The sequence below is a fragment of the Thauera aromatica genome, assembly GCF_023093595.1.
Taxonomy (GTDB): domain Bacteria; phylum Pseudomonadota; class Gammaproteobacteria; order Burkholderiales; family Rhodocyclaceae; genus Thauera; species Thauera aromatica_A.
Genome location: NZ_JALLIK010000110.1, coordinates 71944 through 91468 on the forward strand (window position 1 = coordinate 71944; position 19525 = coordinate 91468).

The window sequence follows — 19525 nt, forward strand, 5'->3', positions numbered from 1 at the left end:
TCCGCACCCGCAGCGCAACCACCGAAAAAGCGCCGCATGCGGCGCTTTTTCAATTCCGCGCGAGGCGGCAGACGGCACTACGCCAGCAGAATCAGCTCGCCTGCCCGGCCTCGCCGCGTGCTCCGGCGCTGCGCCCGGCGATCGTCATCAAACGCTTTTTCAGCGCCATGACCTTGCGCGTGTAGCGCGCATTCGGGTCCTTGAGGGCGCCGTTGTAGTACTGCAGCGCGCGCTGCATGCTGCCGTAGCGCTGCAAGCCCTCATGCAGCACGAGGGTACCGACGCGCACATTCACTTTCGGGTCGAACAAGGCGTTCTTGCCGCGCTGCGGGCCGATCTTGTCCTGATGGTAGCGCGGGATCACCTGCATCAGCCCCTGCGCCCCCATGTTGCTGACCGCGCGCGGATCGAAGCTCGATTCAACCGCCATGATCGCGACGATCAGCAAGGGATCGAAGCCGAGTTCCTGCGCCGAGGTCTCGGCTGCGACCAGCGCGGGCACGAGGGCGGTTTCGGAAACCCGGTAGGTGTCGGTGATCCAGTCGCGGACCCTGGCCATTTCGGCCGAAAGATCATCGGCTTCGCGCGCGAAGGGATCGGCCGCCAGCGCATCGAGCCCCCGCACCCGGATCAACGAGCGCTCCGCGCCTGCCGCCTGGACCGGAGCGACCGCCAGCGGGCCGACGGCGCTCATCGGCGCCGCGCGCTCGGCTCGCACCGGCGCCGCCTCCGCAAAGGCCACGGGGAATTGTACGCGCGCCGCGGCATCGTCCCAGCTAGTCACCTGCGCCATGCCCAGCAGGCCGAAAGAAAGAACTGCGGCGTGCGCCATGCCGAGCATGGCGCTGCCCGTTTCACGGGCGAGCGTATCGAATCGAGTTGCGTGTTTCATGGTGTCCTCCATGCTGTGGCCGGAGCCGCCGCCTGAGGAGCCTCCCGTATCGGGGGATCCGGATCGCCCTGCGCGGTAGGCAGGGCAAGCGCCCTGCGGCGGATGGGCCGCAGTGGCGGGCAGACATGCTCGGTCGCCAGTAGGTGTTCAAGTCGATCGCCGCAACCAGACGATGGACCCCGCGGTGCGTGCGTCCATGAAACTGCGTCTCCCCCTGCGGGAAAGGCGCCGCACCGTAAAGAATGAAAAGGCCGGAATAAAAATGCTGCATAGCAGCAGGAGGCGGATTTTATTTTCCTCCAACCATTTTGTCAAAACATATCGCACGCCAACAAACATATCGCACGCCGCCGGCTAGCGCCGCCGCAGCGTCCGCCCGAGCCTCGCCCAGTCGAAGCAAGGGCCGGGGTCGCTCTTGCGGCCAGGCGCGATGTCCGAATGCCCGACCACCGCCTCGACCGGGTAGCGCCGGCACAGTATCCGGAGCAGATCGGCCAGGCGCCGGTACTGCGCCGGCTCGAAAGGCCGGGTATCGCAGCCTTCGAGTTCGATGCCGACGGAAAAATCGTTGCAGCGCTCACGCCCTGCCCAGCACGACACGCCCGCATGCCAGGCACGCAGGTCGGGATCGACGAACTCGATCAGGCCGCCGTCACGACGGATGAAGTAATGCGCCGACACTCGCAGATCGTGGATCGCGGCGTAATAAGGATGGGCACCGGGGTCGAGCGTATTGGTAAACAGCTGCTCGACTCCGGGGCCGCCGAACTCGTCGGGCGGCAGGCTGATCGCGTGGATCACGATCAGGCGGACGGTTTCGCCCTCGGGGCGCGCATCGCGGTTGGGCGAATCGATCCGGCGCCACCCGCGGGCGGCGTCGCGGCGAGGCCCCGGATCATGCCCGGGCAGAGGCAGCGGGACCCGCGAGCGCACCCCGCCGAGCGGTTTTTCGATCACGGCACAAGACCTCCGGCAACGCCCTGAATGAGGCCGACAGCCTATGCGGAGCGCGCCGCCAAGCGCAAGCGCCGGCGGCGCGCTCCGCAACCCGCAGCACGCGCGCCCGTCCTCGCACGCCAGAACGCGCGCCTTGACTTTTCCCCCTTGCTCACAAAGAATGACTGAACGGTCATTCATATTTGCTGCCTGCCGATCCCGCTCCTTCGCAACGGATACGGCGGCCGAAGGGAGATCTCATGGAAACCGCATCGAGCACCAAATCGCCGGCAGTCAAGCGGGTCGCCGGCTACTGCTACCAGTGCGTGGCCGGCCCGGATCTGTTCAAGGTTCGGGTCGAAGACGGTGTGGCGACCGCAATCGAGCCCAACTTCGACGCCGAAGGCGTGCACCCAGCCGACGGCCGGGTGTGCGTGAAGGCCTTCGGCCTGGTGCAGAAGACCTACAATCCGAACCGCGTGCTCACGCCGATGAAGCGCACCAACCCGAAGAAGGGGCGCGACGAGAACCCCGGTTTCGTGCCGATCTCGTGGGACGAGGCCCTCGATCTGATCGCCGCCAAGCTCAACACGGTACGCGCGAGCGGGCTGCTCGACGCTTCCGGCTACCCGCGCGTGGCGGCAAGCTTCGGCGGCGGCGGCACCCCGACCGCCTACATGGGCACCTTCCCCGCTTTTCTCTCCGCCTGGGGGCCGGTCGACCTGAGCTTCGGCAGCGGTCAGGGGGTCAAGTGCACCCACTCCGAGCACCTCTACGGCGAGCTCTGGCACCGCGCCTTCACCGTCTGCCCGGACACGCCGCGCACCAAGTACATCGTTTCCTTCGGCAGCAACATCGAAGCTTCCGGCGGCGTGTGTGGGGTCTGGCGCCACGCCGAAGCGCGCGTCGAACAGGGCGTCAAGCGCGTCCAGGTCGAGCCCCACCTGTCGGTTACCGGCGGCTGCTCGGCCGAATGGGTGCCGATCAAGCCCAAGACCGACCCCGCGTTCATGCACGCGATGATCCACGTCATGCTGTTCGAGAACGCCCGCACGCGGCTGGACATCGACTTCCTCAAGCACATGACCGCCTCGCCCTACCTGGTCGCGCCCAACGGCTACTATCTGCGCGACCCGGACACGCGCAAGCCGCTGGTGTGGGACCTCAAGCGCACCGCCGCAGTGCCGTTCGACACGCCGGACACCGATCCCGCCCTCGAAGGCTGTTTCACTGCCGACGGCCTCGAACTCGGGGCCGACGGCGAGTACTTCGAGCACACCGCCGCCAGCGTCAGCACCGCCTTCGGCAAACTCCTCGAACACGAACGGGAGTTCACCCCGGAGTGGGCAGCGAACGTCTGCGACGTCCCCGCCGACACCATCCGTCGCGTCGCCAACGAATACCTCGACCACGCCCAGATCGGCGCCACCATCGAGATCGAAGGCCGCACCCTGCCCTTGCGCCCGGTGGCGATCACCCTGGGCAAGACCGTCAACAACGGCTGGGGCGGCTACGACTGCTGCTGGGCCCGCACCCTGATGGCCTGCCTGGTCGGCGCCCTCGACGTCCCCGGCGGCACGCTGGGCACCGCGGTGCGCCTGAACCGCCCGGCCAACGACCGCCAGAGCAGCGCCAAGCTCGGCGCCGACGGCTTCATGGACTACCCCTGGAACCCCACCGACAAGGACAACTGGGTCTCCCGCCCGCAGATCCGCAACGCCAACCGCACCCTCGTGCCGCTGGTGGCGAACTCGGCCTGGAGCGCCGCCCTCGGTCCCACCCACCTCGCCTGGATGCAGCAGGTGCAGGGCTTCGACCACTTCCCCGAGCCGACCCAGCCCGAGGTCTGGTTCTTCTACCGCACCAACCCGGTGATCTCGTTCTGGGACACGCCCCAGGTGGCGAAAACGCTGGCGCGCTTTCCGTTCGTGGTCGCCTTCACCTACACCCGCGACGAGACCAACCACTTCGCCGACGTCCTGCTGCCCGACTGCACCGACATCGAGGGCCTGCAGCTGATGCGCATCGGCGGCACCAAGTACGTCGAGCAATTCTGGGACCAGCAGGGCTTCGCCCTGCGCCAGCCAGCCGTTGCACCGCAGGGCGAGGCGCGCGACTTCACCTGGATCACCACCGAGCTGGCGCGGCGCACCGGCGTGCTCAAAAACTACAACAAGGCGATCAACAAGGGCGCCGCCGGGGTGCCGCTGAAAGGGGCGAACTACGATTTCTCCCTCGATCTCGAGCAGGCCCACAGCGTGGAGGCGATCTGGGACGCGAGCTGCCGCGCCGCCAGTGCCGAACTCACCGGCGGCACCGAGGAGCACGGCCTCGACTGGTGGCGCGAGCACGGCTTTCGCACCATCGACTACCCGCGCCTGCAGTGGTACCTCTACCCCCACCTCGTCGACAACGGAATGCGCTTCGAGATGCCCTACCAGGAGCGCATCCTGCGCGTCGGCACCGAACTCGGCCGCCGTCTCCACGAAGCCGGCATCGACTGGTGGGACCGCCAGCTCGGCGAATACCGTGCGCTGCCCGAATTCCACGATTTCTCGCAGCTGATCAAGGACGCGGTGATCTCCAACCTCGGCGGGCACGAGGAAGACTTCCCGTTCTGGCTGCTGACTTCACGCAGCATGCAGTACGCCTGGGGCGGCAACGTCAGCCTGCAGATGGTGCGCGAAGTCGCCGCCAACGTCGCCGGCCATCGCGGCGTGATCATGAACCCCGCCTCCGCGCGCCGGCTCGGGATCGAGGACGGCGACCTGATCGAAGTGCGTTCGCCGCTGCGCGAAACCCGCGGCCGCGTGGTGCTGCGCCAGGGCATCCGCCCCGACACCTTGCTGATGATCGGCCAGTTCGACCACTGGATCACGCCGACCGCGAAGGACTTCGGCGTCACGAGCATGAACAGCCTGGTGCCGATGCTGCTCGACCTCACCGACGCCACCGGCTCGGCCGGCGACATCGTGCCGGTCGGGGTGAAGCGGGTCGGCGGCGGGCAATGACCGCCGGCACGCGGATTCACCGCACCGGCGGTTCGCGTCTCCTCCTCCACTCCCCTTATCATGCGACCTTTGCCATTGCGGCGGCAAAGCCCGCCGCCGCTCCGTAAAGGAACCTGGAACAATGTTTGGAGAAAGCGAGCGCGAGCTGATGCACACGCGCCGGATCACCTGCCGCGCGTATCGGCGCAAGGACGGCCTGTGGGAAATCGAAGCCACGGTCACCGACGAAAAAGCCCATGAGATGGTGTTCCGCTCGCGCGAGTCGGTGCAGCCGGGCAAGAACCTTCACGACCTGACGATCGCCTTCCTGATCGACGGCGAGTTCACCATCCGCGACGTCGAGGCCCGGATGCAGACCGCCCCCTGGCCCACCTGCCCGGACAGCCTGGCCGCCTACCGCCGCCTGATCGGCCTGCAGATCGGAGCGGGCTTCATGCGCCAGGTGCGCGAGCGCGTCGGCGGCGAGGAAGGCTGCGTGCACCTGACCGACCTCATCACCCAGGTCGGCAACACCTACACCCAGGCCTCCTGGCCGGACCGGATCGCCCGCCAGCTCGCGGCCGAACCCGATCCCCGGCGCTGGACCGACCCGCGCGTGACCGCCTTCGTCGGCGAGTGCAAAGCCTGGCGCCACGGCGGCGACACCGTGCGCCGCGAATATCCGGAATTGCTCGACCGCTGAACGGCCGCTCGCCCGCTCCCGCAGCGGAAGCCCGCGGGTAGCCGCCCCCTCCCGGCCGGCCTTCCCCGGCCGGACCGTCCCTTTTACACCACGCCCCCCTGCCATCGCCGGCCACGAAGCACGGCGGCGGCGCCCGCCGGGCCGCGCTTCCCTTGACTGCCGCCTGAGCAGGGCGGGGCGCGGGTCCGCGCCATCCTGCGCCTTCGCCCCGGCAACGTGATACAAAAATTTGTTGCCCATCAATCAGAATGGTATCGTCTCGCCCGCTGAAATTCGCGCCCGGACGTGCAACGCCGTCGCAGCGCCCGTTCCGGGCGGAAACGGCTCGTCAGGCCCACTGCGCCGGTCGTGCCGGAAACGTGCAATCGCGCATCATCGATCCGGCCGTGAAACAGCCCCCGTATTCCGCGCGCGCGCAGGCGAAGCGCATCGAAAAAACGACCGGAAATCGATTCACCGTGCACAAACCTTCCTCCACGTCCGTCGACATCGGCGGCGTGCTCGACCACGGCCCATTCACTTCCATGCAGCGGATCGTCGTCATGCTCGCTGCGCTCGCGATCGTGACCGACGGCTTCGACGGACAACTGATCGGCTTCGCGATTCCGATGCTGATCCAGGAATGGGGCATCACCAAGGCTGCATTCGCACCGGCAGTCGCTGCCGGACTGGTGGGCATGGCCGTGGGCAGTGCCTGCGCGGGCGTCATCGCCGACCGCATCGGCCGGCGCCTGGTCCTTGCGGCGAGCGTGTTCCTGTTCGGCGCAGCGACCATCGCCATCGGCTTTGCCCCCGACGTGCTCGCGATCACGGTGCTGCGCTTCATCGCCGGCCTGGGCATCGGCGGCGCCCTGCCGAGCGCGTCGACGATGACTGCGGAATTCACCCCGGCGCGCAGCCGGACGCTGGCAGTGACCGCAACGATCGTCTGCTACCCGCTCGGCGGCATGCTCGCCGGGCTGTTCGCCGGCGTGATCCTGCCGGTGCTCGGCTGGCGCGGCCTGTTCTGGGTCGGCGGCGCCCTGCCGGTGGCCTACAGCCTGGTGCTGCTCGCAACCCTGCCCGAATCGCCCCGCTACCTCGTGCGCCAGCGTGCGCGCTGGGCCGAGCTGCGGGCGCTGCTCGCACGCATGGCCCGCCCGACCCCTGCCGACACCGTGTTCGTCGATGCCGCCGAGCGCGCCAGCGAACAACGCGCCGGCTTCGCTTCGCTGTTCGAGACCGGGCGCGCGCGCGATACGCTGGCGATCTGGATCGGCTTCTTCATGGTCATGCTCGCCACCTACAGCGCCTTCAGCTGGCTGCCGACGATGCTCGCCGCCGAAGGCCTGCCCACCACGCTGGCCGGCTCCGGCCTGACCGCCTACAACCTCGGCGGCGTGGTCGGCTCGCTGGGCTGCGCGCTCGCGATCACGCGCTACGGCTCGCGCATTCCCCTCGTCCTGTGCAGCATCGGCGCGGCGGCAAGCGCCTTCCTGCTGAAAAGCGTCGACATCTCCGGAAACACGACCTGGCTGATGCTCGGCCTCGGCCTCCACGGCATGTTCGTCCTCGCCGTCCAGTCCACCATGTACGCACTGTGCGCCTATGTCTATCCGACGATCGTCCGCGCCACCGGCACGGCGGCAGCGCTGTCCTTCGGCCGCCTGGGTGCGATCCTGAGCTCGTTCGCAGGCGCTGCAGTGATCACCTCGGGTGGCGCCTCGGCCTATCTGTCCCTGCTCGGTTTCTCGATGGTCCTGACCCTGGCCGCCCTCACCCTCGTGAAGAACCACATCCCGAGCGCCAAGAGGCAGCGTGCCGCGGCCACCGCGGCAGGCCAGCCGGCCTCCGGCAATGCGGAACTGGTCCGGGCAACACGCTGAACGGCACCACGCTCCGGCACCGGCGGTGTGATCGGCTATCATTGCGCAAACCACCACACCGCCACGATCATGACTGAAGAATACGACCCGGCCTCCCCGCACGCGCCCCGCGCGGGCGCATTCGCCACCCCGATCGACGACCGCTATTTCGAGGACTACCTCCCCGGCGCCGTCCACCGCTTCGGCGAAATGCGGGTGAGCGAACGGGAAATCATCGAATTCGCCCGGCGCTACGACCCGCAGGACTTCCACACCGACCCCGCCAAGGCCGCCGACACGATGTTCGGCGGACTCATCGCCAGCGGCTGGATGACCTGCGGGCTGATGATGCGGATGTACGCCGAGCATTACCTGAGCGCCAATGCCAGCCTGTCCTCCCCCGGGCTCGACGAGCTGCGCTGGCTCGTGCCGGTGCGCCCGGACGACGTGCTCAGCACCCGGGTCACGGTGATCGAGGCGCGGCGCTCGGCGTCGAAGCCGGACCGGGGGATCGTGCGCTCGAAAATCGAAGTGCTCAACCAGCGCGGCGAAGTCGTGCTGAGCATGCTCGCGATCAACCTGGTCGGCTGCCGGACCGCCCCCGAGGCATAACCATTCGCAGGCCGGGGCCGTCTGCCTCGATCTCTTCCCGATGCCGGCCGGAGCTCCGGAACCGCCCCCGCCACGAAAAGGACCCCGCGTGCTCTCCAACACCCGAACCCTGCAGGTCGAATTCGGTCACTGCGATCCGTCCGGGATCGTCTTCAACCCGCATTACTTCGTCTGGTTCGATTTCTCCGTGCATGCCCTGCTCGGGCGCGCCGGGCTGACGCTGAAATCGATGATCGACGAGTTCGGCATCGACGGCATCCCCCTCGTCGACAACCAAGCCCGGTTCAAGGCGCCGTCCCGCTGGGGCGACGACATCGTCATCGAATCGAGCGTTGCCGCGGTGCATCGCAGCGCGTTCGAGATCCGCCACCTCGTCCACAACGGCGGCACGATCGCGGTCGAATGCACCGAAACCCGGGTCTGGACCGCCTTCGACCCCGAACAGGGGCGGATCCGGGCGAAGCCGCTGCCGCCGCGGGTCGTCGCGCTGCTCTCGGGCGAGGCCTCCGGCGCCTGAAACGCCCCGGTCGCACGCCCCCAGCCGCGTCCCTGCCCCCCGCGCCGACACCCGCGGCGCCTGCGCGGGTGATCAGAAATGGATCACGCTGCGGATGCTCCTGCCTTCGTGCATCAGCTCGAAGGCGCGGTTGATGTCCTCCAGCGCCATCGTGTGGGTGATGAAGTCGTCGAGCGGGATCTCGCCTCTTTGCGCCTTCTGCACGTAGGCCGGCAGCTCGGTGCGGCCGCGCACGCCGCCGAACGCGCTGCCGCGCCAGACCCGGCCGGTGACGAGCTGGAACGGCCGGGTGCTGATCTCCTGCCCGGCGCCGGCGACGCCGATGATGGTCGATTCGCCCCAGCCCTTGTGGCAGCACTCGAGCGCGGCGCGCATCAGCCTGACGTTGCCGACGCATTCGAAGGAGTAGTCCACGCCGCCGTCGGTCAGGTCGACGATCACGTCCTGGATCGGCTTGTCGTGGTCGTTCGGGTTGACGAAATCGGTCGCCCCCAGCTTCTTCGCGATCTCGAACTTGCCCGGATTGATGTCCACCGCGATGATCCGCGCGGCCTTCGCCATGGTCGCGCCGATGATCGCCGCCAGGCCGATGCCGCCGAGACCGAAGATCGCCACCGTGGCCCCGGCTTCGACCTTGGCGGTGTTGAGCACCGCGCCGATGCCGGTGGTGACGCCGCAGCCGAGCAGGCACACTTTCTCCAGCGGCGCGTCCTCGGGGATCTTCGCCAGCGCGATCTCGGGCACCACGGTGTATTCGGAAAAGGTCGACGTCCCCATGTAGTGGTAGATCGGCCGTCCCTGGTAGGAAAAGCGGGTGGTGCCGTCGGGCATCAGGCCCTTGCCCTGGGTCGCGCGCACCGCCTGGCACAGGTTGGTCTTGCCCGACTTGCAGAACTTGCATTCACGGCACTCGGCGGTGTACAGCGGAATCACGTGGTCGCCCACCGCCAGCGAAGTCACGCCTTCGCCGAGCGCCTCGACGATGCCGCCGCCCTCGTGACCGAGGATCGCCGGGAACACCCCTTCGGGGTCATCGCCGGACAAGGTGTAGGCGTCGGTGTGGCAGACGCCGCTGGCGACGATGCGCACCAGCACTTCGCCGGCCTTCGGCGGCTCGACATCCACTTCGACGATCTGCAAGGGTTGGTTGGCCGCGAAGGCGACGGCTGCGCGCGATTTGATGGTCATGGCTGTCAACGGGGCGGAGGGAGCGGTCGGGGCCGATGGCGCGATCCGGGATCGCAGGGTCGGTTCGTGCGCCGAATATAGCAGAGCGCCGGCGGCAGGCCCCCGGCGGCACGAAAACGGAAACCGTCCCCGCGCGCGCGGGGGCTTGCACCCGGTCTCACCAGGGCAAAGCCTGCCCCCGGTAGTCGATGAAGTGCACTCCACCCCGGCCGGAAGCCTCCGCCAGCACACGGCACACGCCTTCCGTGCTCGTCGCCACGTCCAGCGGCGCCTCGGCGCCGCCCATGTCGGTCTGCACCCAGCCCGGATGGAGGCAGAGCAGGGTCAGGCCGGTTTCGCCCAGACCGGCCCACAGGCTGTGCACGAGGTGGTTGAGCGCCGCCTTGCTCGCGCCGTAGAGGCGGTGCTGGGCCTGGGCCAGCTCCACGCTGCCCATCACCGAGCTCATGAAACCGAGCACGCCGTCCGGCGCGAGTCGCGCGAGCAGCCGTTCGGCCATCTGCACCGGAGCGATGGCGTTGGTCAGGAACAGCGTGCCGGCCTCCTCCGCGGTCGCCGGCGCGACCTGGCGGTGCGCCGGCCCCGGAATCCCGGCATTGACGAACACGAGATCGAAGCTCCGGCCTTCCAGGCGCCCGGCCAGCGCCTCGCGGCTGGTGCGATCGCAGATGTCCACGCGCTCGATCTGCACCCCGTCGACCGCGCCCAGCGCCTGCGCCCCCCGCTCATCGCGACAGGTCGCGACCACGTCCCAGCGCTGCTCGCGAAAGCGCCGCACGAGGCCCAGGCCGAGCCCCCGGGAAGCGCCGATGATCAGGGCGGTCTTGGTCATTACAGCTCCTTCGGTCAACAAAGGTCCGAGAATAGCGCGATCGTCAACGCCTGTTAACGGGGCGCTGGGGAACGACGCCGGTGCGTGGGGCCGCATCTTTTTTTGCCGTTTACCTTGCGTTCGGCAGAACACAGCACCGATCATTGCGCACGCTTTCCATTGTTGAGAAACCATGAACACCCCAGCCACCGAATTGCCGTCGCCGGGCCAGGCCCCGGCGATCCTCCTTCCCGATCCGGACACTGTTTTCCTTACGCGTGCCGAGCGTTTCGAGGCGCTGGCGCTGCACCACGGCCTTGGCGAATGGCTCGGCTTCCTCGGCCGCCTCTCGCGTGCCCAGCACAAGGCCCTGGCGGCGGCCGGGCACGACCTGGCACCGCCCGCAGCGGACGCGCTGGAGCGGGCGCGCAAGCACCGCATGCCCCCGATCAGCGTTGCCTCGTTCGAACGCCCCGCCGTCTGGCGCGACATCCTGCGCGACATCGTCGGCGACCTCCTCGAGGACGCCCCGGTCGGCGCCCGCGACACGCTCGATGCGCTTCTCATCACCAGCGCCGAGGAACTCGACAAACTGGCGGGGAAGCTCCTCGACGGCGAACCCGATCCCGCCGACATGCCCCGCCTGCCCTACGTTGCGGCCGCGATCCAGGTGGTGCTCACCTCGATCGCCAGCCAGCTCGATGCCGCCGAACTGCCGCTGATGGAAGCCCACAGCACCTGCCCGGTGTGCGGCAGCCTGCCGGTCGTGAGCGTGATCCGCAACGAGGGCCCGGTCGCCGGCCTGCGCTACGTCCACTGCACCCTGTGCAACACCGAATGGCACGTGCCGCACGCCACCTGCGTGACCTGCGGCGACAGCGAGAAGGTCACCCTCCACGAGATCGACGGCGACGACGGCATCGCCCGCGCCGAATCCTGCGGCGCCTGCGACAGCTACACCAAGCTCATCGTCCAGGGCAGGAACGTCCGCATCGACCCCATCGCCGACGACCTCGCCTCGGTCGCACTGGACATGCTGGTCGATGACGCCGGTTTCGTGCGCAGCGGCCCGAACTACCTGCTCATCGGCGCGCCGGAGTGAGCCCTTGCCGCGTACCGGGTCAGCGAGGCGCTGAAGTTCGACCGGTGCGCTGCGCCCTCATTCTCCCGCCCCGGGCTGGAGCGCCTCCGGCTGCGGCCCGCGGGCGGAGGCGGGCCACGGCTTGCCCACCCCCTTTGCCCGGTACATCGCCGCATCGGCCTCTTCGAGCAGCCTCTCGCTGGTCGTCCGGCCGTCGGCGCTGGCGGCGATGCCGATGCTCACCGTGATCCGGATTTCCGCCCCGGCGACCGCGTAAGGCTCGGAAAGGGTTTCCGCCAGCTTCTTTGCCGCAGCGTCGGCCGCAGCGCCCCCTGCCGCGAACATCGCAACGACAAATTCGTCGCCGCCCAGTCGCACCGCGAGGTCGGAGCGGCGTATTCCCGCGCAGATGCGGTCGGCCACCGCACGCAGCAATTCGTCGCCCGCGGCATGGCCGAAGCGGTCATTCACCGGCTTGAACTCATCCAGATCGATGTAGAGCAGGGCCAGCTCCCCGCCCTGCCTGCGCGACAGGGCGAGCTGTCGATCGACGACTTCCTTCAGCAGCACCCGATTGCCGAGACCGGTGAGGGCATCGTGATGGGCATCGTGGCGCGCCTCGAGCAACATCCTGGAAGCCTCCATCAAAGCCCGGCCGACGGCATCGGCCTCCCGCAGCGCGAAAGAAGGAATCGTCACAACCTGACCACCTCCCAAGCGCAGCGCGTGCTCGGACAGCCCGTGAAAGGCCCCGGCAATCCGCCCGCCGAAGCGCCATGCAAGCACGAGGCTGCCACCGAGCAGCACGACCGTGCCCACGATCAGCCAGATGAGCGGTTGTTCGAGCCGGGCGGTGAAGGCCTCCCGGGGAACGCTGATGGCCACCGTCCATGCGGACACGGCGGATCGACTGAACGCGGTGATCACCGGAATGCCTTCGGCGCTGAGGGTCTCGACCGCCCCTGCTGTGCGCTCCCGCAGCCCCTGTTCCTGCGACAGTGCCGCCCGTTGTCCGACGAAGCGCTCCGGCTGGTGGGTGCGCGCGACGATGTTTCCCCCGCCGTCGAACAATTCGCCGATCCAGCCCGGCGGAAGGCGCTGCTCCTCCAGGATCGCAGACAGGCGATCGGGGAAAAACCCCATGCTCAGGTTGTAATGGACGCGGCCGTCACGAAAAACCGGGACCGAAACGCTGAGCGCGGGACGCTGCATGAGCGGACCGGTGAACAGGTCGGACACCACCGGGCGTCCGGAATCGAGCACTTTGCGCAGCTGGGGCATGTCTTTTTGCGGCAAGGGCGCGCCGAAACTGCGGAACGTATTGACCCGCTGCCGTCCGGCGGCATCGGTCAGGACGACATTGTCGGCCGCGTGGTTGGACAGCGCCTCCCTCGCCTGGGCGTCAAAAGCGGCAAGGTCGTCCGACTTCAGATGGGGGGAGGTCGCGAGCACCTGCAGTGCCGATTCCACTGCGGCCAATTCGCGATCGACCACCGAACTCAGGGCACGGGCCATGGCGACCGTGTCGCGCACGCGCTGGGCGCTCTCGCGCTGATAGCTGTAGACGAGCAGCACCGCCGCCATCAAGGCCATGGGCACAATGCATGCCGCGACCAGCCATGCCAGGCGGGAACAAACGGTGGCAGCCTTTCCTTGATCCATATGCGAAGACCGGACCTCCCTCCGGACTCACTCCACGGTGACACTCTTCGCCAGATTGCGCGGCTTGTCCACGTCCGTGCCCTTCACCAGCGCGGCGTGGTAGGACAGCAGCTGCAGCGGGACCACGTGCAGCACCGGCGACAGCATGCCGTAGTGCTCGGGCATGTGGAGGATGTGCACGCCTTCGGACTCGGCGATCTCGCTGCCGGCGTCGGCGAACACGTAGAGCTCGCCGCCGCGGGCGCGCACTTCCTGCAGGTTGGACTTGAGCTTTTCCAGCAGCTCGTCGGCGGGCGCCACCGCGATCACCGGCATGTCCCTGTCCACCAGCGCGAGCGGGCCGTGCTTGAGTTCGCCGGCGGCGTAGGCTTCGGCGTGGATGTAGGAGATTTCCTTGAGCTTGAGCGCACCTTCCATCGCGATCGGCCAGTGGCGGCCACGGCCGAGGAACAGCGCGTGCTCCTTGGCGGCGAAGCGCTGCGCCCACTGTTCGATTTCGGGTTCGAGTTCGAGTACCTTCTGCACCGCCACCGGCAGGTGGCGCAGGGCGCCGAGGTGGCGGGCTTCGTCGGCTTCGCTGAGGCGGCCGGCGAGCTTGGCGAGCGCCAGCGTCAGCAGCGCGAAGGCGGCGAGCTGGGTGGTGAACGCCTTGGTCGAGGCGACGCCGATCTCGGGACCGGCGCGGGTGACGAAGCGCAGCGCGGTCTCGCGCACGATGGCCGATTCGGGGACGTTACAGATCGCCAGCGTGCGCGTCATGCCGAGCGCCTTGGCGTGCTTGAGCGCGGCGAGGGTGTCGGCGGTCTCGCCCGACTGCGAGATGACCACGACCAGGGTGTCGGGATCGGGAACGGATTCGCGGTAGCGGTATTCGCTGGCGATCTCGACCGTGACCGGAATCTGCGCCATCGACTCGATCCAGTAACGCGCCACCAGGCCGGCGTGGTAGCTGGTGCCGCAGGCCAGCACCAGCACCCGGCGCACGCCGCCGAACACCTCCGCGGCGTGCGCGCCGAAGTGCTGCGCACTGATCCCGCCGCCGCCGGCGATCAGCTCGAGGGTGTTGGCAAGCGCCTGGGGCTGCTCGAAGATTTCCTTCTGCATGTAGTGGCGGTACTTGCCCAGTTCGACGGCATCGGCCGACAGGCTCGACAGGTGCTCGGCGCGTTCGACCGGGCTGCCGTCGGCACGCACGATACGGTAAGCGTCACGGCGCAGCTCGGCGAGATCGCCGTCTTCCAGATAGACGATGCGGCGCGTGACCTGCAGCAGCGCAGCAGTGTCGGAGGCGGCATACATGCCGTCCACGGCGCCATCGCCACCGATGCCGAGGAGCAGCGGCGAGCCGCGGCGGGCGACGATGGCGCGCTCCGGCGCGGCCTCGGCGATCACGCCGATGGCGTAGGCGCCGACGAGTTCGGCGGTGGCCAGGCGCACCGCCTCGAACAGATCGGTGCCGCCTTGCAGCTTGCAGTGGATGAGGTGGGCGATGGCCTCGGTGTCGGTCTCGGACTCGAACACGTAGCCTTCGCCCTGCAGGCGGGTCTTGATCGCCTCGAAGTTCTCGATGATGCCGTTGTGCACCACCGCGAGTCCGCCCGAGAGGTGCGGGTGGGCGTTGCGCTCGGAGGGCACGCCGTGGGTCGCCCAGCGCGTGTGGGCGATGCCGACGTGAGCGGAAAGCCGGTGCGCATCGGCGAGCGCGGCGAGTTCGGCGACGCGCCCGGCCGAACGCAGGCGGGTGAGCGTGCCGGCGAGCACGGCGAGGCCGGCCGAGTCGTAGCCGCGGTATTCGAGCTTGCGCAGGCCCTCGAGGAGCACGGGGACGACGTTGTCGGGAGCGATGGCGGTGACGATGCCACACATGGCGGAGCTTCCTTGTTCGGTTGTCGGATCGTGCCGGCTGGCGCGGCGCGGCGCGGGCGAAGATCATCGCCCGTGATGCACCCTGCCGCCATGCCGGCGGGGTTCAGCGCGGCTGCTTGAGCGGTTTCTTCCAGTTCGCGATCGACATCTGCTTCGCCCGCGACACGGTGAGCTGATCGGGCGGCGCGTCCTTGGTCAGCGTGGTGCCCGCGCCCAGGGTGGCGCCGCGGCCGACGCGCACCGGGGCGACGAGCTGGGAGTCGGAGCCGATGAAGACCTCGTCCTCGATCACGGTGCGGTGCTTGTTGGCACCGTCGTAGTTGCAGGTGATGGTGCCAGCGCCGATGTTGACCCGGCGGCCGACGTCGGCGTCGCCGATGTAGGCGAGGTGGTTGGCCTTCGAGTGGTCGGCGATCGCGCTGTTCTTGACCTCGACGAAGTTGCCCAGGTGGACGTCGTCGCCCAGCGTGGTGCCGGGGCGGGTGCGGGCGTAGGGGCCGATGACGCAGTCGCGCCCCATCGCGGTGCCGTCGAGGTGGCTGAACGGGGCGATGCGGGTGCCGGCGCCGAGACGGGCGTTGCGGATCACGCAATGGGCGCCGATGTGCACGCCGTCGCCGAGTTCGACCTCGCCTTCGAACACGCAATTGACGTCGATCTCGACGTCACGCCCGCAGCGGAGCGCGCCGCGCACGTCGAGGCGCGCGGGGTCGATCAGGGTGACGCCCTCGTCGAGCAGGCGGCGGGCGATGCCGGCCTGGTAGACGCGCTCGAGCTCGGCGAGCTGGGCCTTGCTGTTGACGCCGAGGGTTTCGGCGACGGTATCCGGCTGCACGGTGGCGACTTCGACGCCGTCGGCGACCGCCAGCCCGATGATGTCGGTCAGGTAGTACTCGCCCTGGGCGTTGTCGTTGCCGATGCGCCCGAGCCAGTCGCGCAACCGGGCCACCGGGGCGACCAGGATGCCGGTGTTGACTTCCTTCACCGTGCGCTCCTCGGCGCGGGCGTCCTTCTCCTCGACGATGCGGACGACGCGGCCGGCGGCGTCGCGCAGGATGCGGCCGTAGCCGGTGGGGTCCTCCATCGCCACGGTCAGCAGCGCGAGGCGCCCATTGCCGGCCGCGCTCGCCAGCCGGCGCAGCGTGGGCACGCCGATCAGCGGCACGTCGCCGTACAGCACCAGCGCCGGCTCGCCGTCGGTGAGGTGCGCCAGCGCCTGCTGCACCGCGTGGCCGGTGCCCAGCTGCGGTTCCTGCCGCGCCCAGGCGAGGTCCGGCGCATCCAGCCGCGTGCGCACCGCTTCGCCGCCATGGCCATGCACCACGCAGATGCGCCGCGCCTCGAGCGCGCGCGCGGCCGCCAGCACATGGGCCAGCATCGGCTGGCCGGCGAGCGGCTGGAGGACCTTGGGCAGGACCGAGCGCATGCGCTTGCCCTGACCGGCGGCGAGAACGACGACTTCCATGAGGTTTCCAGCGGGGTGGCGAGGAGTGGCGCGGAGTTTAGCACGCACGCCCCCAGGCGCCCCGCACGCGGGCACACTTGCCCCTCCCGGGGCCCCGCGCCGGCGAGTGCGCCGACGCCATCCCCGGATCATCCGGCCGGAACCTGCAACGGCGATCCAGGCTGGCCGGAAGACCACAGATGGCATATCCTCGTATTCGTGATGAATGCAAGCAACGGCACTGCCTGCGCTCCTGGCTTGCTAAATCACCGTGCAGACAGGCACTCTCCGCACATCCACTCCATGCAAATGCGATGGACCCGTCCGCAGCACGCAAGGGCAACCCGCTGCGGTCACCACGATCAGCTTTCCGGACGCGAGGTGGACCACATGACTGATGTGAGCAGGAATTTCCACGAATTCTACGGTTACCGCTTCGAGGATCTCGAAGTGGGAATGACAGCGGCGCTGGCGCGCACCATCACCGACGCCGATATCCTGATGTTCGCCGGCGTGTCCGGCGACACCAATCCGATGCACCTCAACCAGGACCTGGCCCAGGCCTCGATATTCGAAGGGCGCATCGCCCATGGCATGCTGTCGGCAAGCTACCTGTCCACCGTGTTCGGCACCCGCCTGCCCGGCCCCGGCAGCATCTATCTCTCCCAGTCGCTGCGCTTCAAGGCGCCGGTGCGCCCCGGCGACACCGTAATCGCACGCGTCACCCTCACCGCGCTGAATCCGGAACGCCGGCGCGCGAGTTTCGACACCGTGTGCACGGTGGACGATAGGGTCGTGCTCGAAGGCCAGGCCGAGCTGATGGTCCCGGCCCACGACTGACCCCTCGCCCGCCGCCCTGCTTGCGGGGTGGCGGGCAAGTCAGGCGATGAACACCGGATCGGAAAACACCAGCGTGCCGTCCTTGCGCATCATCAGGTTGTCCGCATGCAGCAAGTCGGGCAGCACCTGATAGCCCTCGACGAACTCGTCCAGCGCACGCAAGGCCTCATGCATCGACCCCTGGAATTCGGTCGGCCCGGTGGCGATCTGGTGCAGGGCGATGCGGCCCATGTCCGCCCCCAGGCGGCTCCATTGCCGGCAGGCTTCCCAGTACAGCGCCGCCAGGCGCAAGGCCAGTGCCGCGGAGGAGGACTGCGGGGCCAGCGGATACAGCTTTTCCATCTCGAGCAGGTGGAACAGGTAGCCCGACTGCGCCCGCCCGATGACCCCGTGATCGACATGAACGATGGGGAAATGCCGTCCCTGCGGACGGTCGTCAGCGGTCAGCAGGAAATAATCGGCCGGTGAACTCACCACCTTGTAGACACGTTCGCCATCTCCCTTGTCGAAGACGATGCTGTATTCGCCCCGCCCGATCTCGGCCTTGCCTTCGAGCAGCGGGTGGGAGGGAACCGGATCGGGCAGCACGATTCCCCGCACCAGGGCCTCGGGGCCGGCTTCTTCGAAAGCGTCCATGGCCGTGCTCAAGCCATGATGTTGTAGCCGGCATCGAGGAAGTGCACGCCCCCCGTCACCAGCCGCCCCGCATCCGAGACGAGGAAGGCGGTCAGCGCACCGATGTCTTCCGGCGTGACCAGCCGGTGCATGGGCGCACGGTCCACCGCCGCCGCCATGAGGCCGTCGAAACCGGCGATACCCGAGGCCGCGCGCGTCATCAGCGGCCCCGGCGACACCGCATTGACGCGGATGTTGCGCGGGCCGAGCTCTGCCGCCAGGTAGCGCGTCGCGGCTTCCAGCGCGGCCTTGCACAGCCCCATCATGCCGTAGTTCGGAATGACCTTTTCACTGCCCAGATAGGTCATCGTCACCAACGATCCGCCACCGGCCAGTTCCATCAGCGGCTCGCACATGCGCGCCAGGCGGATGAAGGAATGGGTGGACACATCCATCGCCAGGGCAAAGCCGTCGGCCGAAGTATCGACAACCCGCCCGTGCAGGTCGTCGCGCTTGGCAAAGGCCATGCTGTGCACGGCGAAATCGAGCTTGCCGAAGCGCGCACGGATGCGCTCGAACACCTCCTGCTGGGTATCCGGCCGGGTCGCATCGAGCAGGTAGACATCCTCGACCCCCAGGCGATGGACCACCGGCTCGATGAAGGCGCGGGTGCGCTCGTTCTGGTAGGTGATCACCAATTTGGCCCCGGCTTGGGCACAGGCTTCCGCCACCCCGGTGGAGATGGATTTCTCGTTTGCGATGCCGGTGATCAGCCCGACCTTGCCCTGAAGATCAACAATGGGTTGCACGGATTATTCTCCTGCGGAATCAAGCGCTGAAAATGCGGCACGCCCGGGCACAAGCTCGTCGGGCAACCGCCGCCGCATATGAAGTGAATACCGAAATCCACAATGCAGTATGATTCAAGTATATTGCGCATTGCAACATCCAAATTCCCCCGGCCCTCCGCCCGCCCCTTGAACTCCGATCATGACGGCACAGAAAACCTACATTTTCATGGACTTCGACGGCGTCACCCACCCCCTGGGCGGAGTCGAGGATTTTCGCAGCCTGCCGCTGATCGAAGGCGTCCTGCGCGACCACGACGAAGCGCACATCGTCATCTCTTCGGACTGGCGCATGCTGTATTCGCTCTCCCGCCTGAGCGGCCGCTTTTCACCCGACATCCGCCCGCGCGTGCTCGACACCACGCCACAGCTGTTCGCCCACCAGGGGGCAGAGCTGTACGGCTTGCGCGAACGCGAAGCGATGCTGTGGCTGTCGCAACGCAACCTGGATGCAGCGGCCACCGCCTGGTGCGCGATCGACGATGCGCCCGGCAACTGGCCGACGCGTTCCCGGCTGCTGTTGACCGATTTCAAGCGCGGCTTCGGCGAGGAAGACGCAACTGCACTGCGGTGCATGCTCGAAGCGCTCCGCCAGGGGACCCGTCCCCGGGCCCGGCCGCAGCAGGAAGGTTTCATCCGCTGCGCCTGAAGTGACTCCGCCTTCCCCGGCAACGTC

At 68.2% G+C, this 19525-nt stretch carries 17 protein-coding genes; 8 read left to right on the forward strand and 9 right to left on the reverse strand.

What is annotated here, in order from left to right:
- Positions 1-91 precede the first annotated feature (91 nt).
- Both MXC99_RS15860 and ampD read right to left on the reverse strand, forming a co-directional pair.
- Positions 92-892 carry a lytic transglycosylase domain-containing protein gene (locus MXC99_RS15860; RefSeq protein ID WP_247726386.1) on the reverse strand — a complete coding sequence of 267 codons (801 nt, stop codon included), beginning with the start codon at positions 890-892 and terminating at the stop codon, positions 92-94.
- Positions 893-1246: 354 nt separating this feature from the next.
- Positions 1247-1801, reverse strand: coding sequence for a 1,6-anhydro-N-acetylmuramyl-L-alanine amidase AmpD (ampD, locus tag MXC99_RS15865; RefSeq protein ID WP_282100164.1), 555 nt, complete (start codon positions 1799-1801; stop codon positions 1247-1249).
- A gap of 287 nt (positions 1802-2088) precedes the next feature.
- On the opposite strand from ampD, the gene MXC99_RS15870 reads away from it, so the two are divergent.
- The 5 genes from MXC99_RS15870 to MXC99_RS15890 all read left to right on the forward strand — a co-directional run bounded on the left by MXC99_RS15870 (position 2089) and on the right by MXC99_RS15890 (position 8494).
- A complete protein-coding gene (locus tag MXC99_RS15870) occupies positions 2089-4839 on the forward strand; it encodes a molybdopterin-dependent oxidoreductase (RefSeq protein WP_247726387.1) in 2751 nt (916 codons plus the stop codon).
- Positions 4840-4960: 121 nt separating this feature from the next.
- Positions 4961-5521 (forward strand): DUF2889 domain-containing protein, encoded by a 561-nt coding sequence (locus MXC99_RS15875; protein WP_247726388.1) that lies wholly within the window; start codon positions 4961-4963, stop codon positions 5519-5521.
- 458 nt (positions 5522-5979) lie between these two features.
- Positions 5980-7386, forward strand: coding sequence for an MFS transporter (locus tag MXC99_RS15880; RefSeq protein WP_247726389.1), 1407 nt, complete (start codon positions 5980-5982; stop codon positions 7384-7386).
- A gap of 69 nt (positions 7387-7455) precedes the next feature.
- On the forward strand, positions 7456-7977 hold the full coding sequence (locus MXC99_RS15885) for a MaoC family dehydratase (RefSeq protein ID WP_247726390.1): 522 nt from the start codon (positions 7456-7458) through the stop codon (positions 7975-7977).
- Positions 7978-8065: 88 nt separating this feature from the next.
- Positions 8066-8494 carry an acyl-CoA thioesterase gene (locus tag MXC99_RS15890; protein WP_247726391.1) on the forward strand — a complete coding sequence of 143 codons (429 nt, stop codon included), beginning with the start codon at positions 8066-8068 and terminating at the stop codon, positions 8492-8494.
- A gap of 72 nt (positions 8495-8566) precedes the next feature.
- On the opposite strand, the gene MXC99_RS15895 is transcribed toward MXC99_RS15890, so the two are convergent.
- Both MXC99_RS15895 and MXC99_RS15900 read right to left on the reverse strand, forming a co-directional pair.
- Complete coding sequence (locus MXC99_RS15895) at positions 8567-9682, reverse strand: S-(hydroxymethyl)glutathione dehydrogenase/class III alcohol dehydrogenase (protein ID WP_348772106.1); 1116 nt, start codon at positions 9680-9682, stop codon at positions 8567-8569.
- Positions 9683-9839: 157 nt separating this feature from the next.
- Positions 9840-10514 (reverse strand): SDR family oxidoreductase, encoded by a 675-nt coding sequence (locus MXC99_RS15900; RefSeq protein WP_247726392.1) that lies wholly within the window; start codon positions 10512-10514, stop codon positions 9840-9842.
- Positions 10515-10686: 172 nt separating this feature from the next.
- Here MXC99_RS15900 and fdhE point away from each other — a divergent pair, with 172 nt between their 5' ends.
- The gene (fdhE, locus tag MXC99_RS15905; protein WP_247726393.1) at positions 10687-11595 is read left to right on the forward strand and encodes a formate dehydrogenase accessory protein FdhE; all 909 of its coding nucleotides are present in this window, start codon (positions 10687-10689) and stop codon (positions 11593-11595) included.
- Between the two features lie 57 nt (positions 11596-11652).
- Here the strand turns inward: fdhE and MXC99_RS15910 are convergent, their stop codons facing one another.
- The 3 genes from MXC99_RS15910 to glmU form a co-directional block, all read right to left on the reverse strand.
- Positions 11653-13167, reverse strand: coding sequence for a bifunctional diguanylate cyclase/phosphodiesterase (locus MXC99_RS15910; protein ID WP_247726394.1), 1515 nt, complete (start codon positions 13165-13167; stop codon positions 11653-11655).
- A gap of 96 nt (positions 13168-13263) precedes the next feature.
- Entirely contained in the window at positions 13264-15102 is a 1839-nt protein-coding gene (glmS, locus tag MXC99_RS15915; protein ID WP_247726395.1) for a glutamine--fructose-6-phosphate transaminase (isomerizing), read from the reverse strand.
- A gap of 103 nt (positions 15103-15205) precedes the next feature.
- Positions 15206-16567 (reverse strand): bifunctional UDP-N-acetylglucosamine diphosphorylase/glucosamine-1-phosphate N-acetyltransferase GlmU, encoded by a 1362-nt coding sequence (gene glmU, locus MXC99_RS15920; RefSeq protein WP_247726396.1) that lies wholly within the window; start codon positions 16565-16567, stop codon positions 15206-15208.
- 369 nt (positions 16568-16936) lie between these two features.
- On the opposite strand from glmU, the gene MXC99_RS15925 reads away from it, so the two are divergent.
- Complete coding sequence (locus tag MXC99_RS15925; protein WP_247726397.1) at positions 16937-17386, forward strand: MaoC family dehydratase; 450 nt, start codon at positions 16937-16939, stop codon at positions 17384-17386.
- A gap of 39 nt (positions 17387-17425) precedes the next feature.
- Here MXC99_RS15925 and MXC99_RS15930 read toward each other — a convergent pair whose 3' ends face one another.
- Both MXC99_RS15930 and fabI read right to left on the reverse strand, forming a co-directional pair.
- Positions 17426-18022, reverse strand: coding sequence for a hypothetical protein (locus tag MXC99_RS15930; RefSeq protein WP_247726398.1), 597 nt, complete (start codon positions 18020-18022; stop codon positions 17426-17428).
- A gap of 8 nt (positions 18023-18030) precedes the next feature.
- A complete protein-coding gene (fabI, locus tag MXC99_RS15935; protein ID WP_247726399.1) occupies positions 18031-18810 on the reverse strand; it encodes an enoyl-ACP reductase FabI in 780 nt (259 codons plus the stop codon).
- A 181-nt stretch (positions 18811-18991) separates the two neighbouring features.
- Between fabI and MXC99_RS15940 the strand changes: the two genes are divergently transcribed.
- The gene (locus MXC99_RS15940; protein ID WP_247726400.1) at positions 18992-19498 is read left to right on the forward strand and encodes an HAD domain-containing protein; all 507 of its coding nucleotides are present in this window, start codon (positions 18992-18994) and stop codon (positions 19496-19498) included.
- The last annotated feature ends 27 nt before the right edge of the window (positions 19499-19525 follow it).

Excerpts from the sequence above, each read along its gene's own strand:
- MXC99_RS15940 (WP_247726400.1), top strand. The coding sequence starts at position 18,992 with ATGACGGCACAGAAAACCTACATTTTCATGGACTTCGACGGCGTCACC.
- MXC99_RS15925 (WP_247726397.1), top strand. The coding sequence starts at position 16,937 with ATGACTGATGTGAGCAGGAATTTCCACGAATTCTACGGTTACCGCTTC.
- MXC99_RS15895 (WP_348772106.1), bottom strand. The coding sequence starts at position 9,682 with ATGACCATCAAATCGCGCGCAGCCGTCGCCTTCGCGGCCAACCAACCC.
- MXC99_RS15860 (WP_247726386.1), bottom strand. The coding sequence starts at position 892 with ATGAAACACGCAACTCGATTCGATACGCTCGCCCGTGAAACGGGCAGC.
- MXC99_RS15930 (WP_247726398.1), bottom strand. The coding sequence starts at position 18,022 with ATGGACGCTTTCGAAGAAGCCGGCCCCGAGGCCCTGGTGCGGGGAATC.
- MXC99_RS15910 (WP_247726394.1), bottom strand. The coding sequence starts at position 13,167 with ATGGCCTTGATGGCGGCGGTGCTGCTCGTCTACAGCTATCAGCGCGAG.
- MXC99_RS15885 (WP_247726390.1), top strand. The coding sequence starts at position 7,456 with ATGACTGAAGAATACGACCCGGCCTCCCCGCACGCGCCCCGCGCGGGC.
- MXC99_RS15900 (WP_247726392.1), bottom strand. The coding sequence starts at position 10,514 with ATGACCAAGACCGCCCTGATCATCGGCGCTTCCCGGGGGCTCGGCCTG.
- MXC99_RS15870 (WP_247726387.1), top strand. The coding sequence starts at position 2,089 with ATGGAAACCGCATCGAGCACCAAATCGCCGGCAGTCAAGCGGGTCGCC.
- fdhE (WP_247726393.1), top strand. The coding sequence starts at position 10,687 with ATGAACACCCCAGCCACCGAATTGCCGTCGCCGGGCCAGGCCCCGGCG.
- MXC99_RS15875 (WP_247726388.1), top strand. The coding sequence starts at position 4,961 with ATGTTTGGAGAAAGCGAGCGCGAGCTGATGCACACGCGCCGGATCACC.
- glmS (WP_247726395.1), bottom strand. The coding sequence starts at position 15,102 with ATGTGTGGCATCGTCACCGCCATCGCTCCCGACAACGTCGTCCCCGTG.
- glmU (WP_247726396.1), bottom strand. The coding sequence starts at position 16,567 with ATGGAAGTCGTCGTTCTCGCCGCCGGTCAGGGCAAGCGCATGCGCTCG.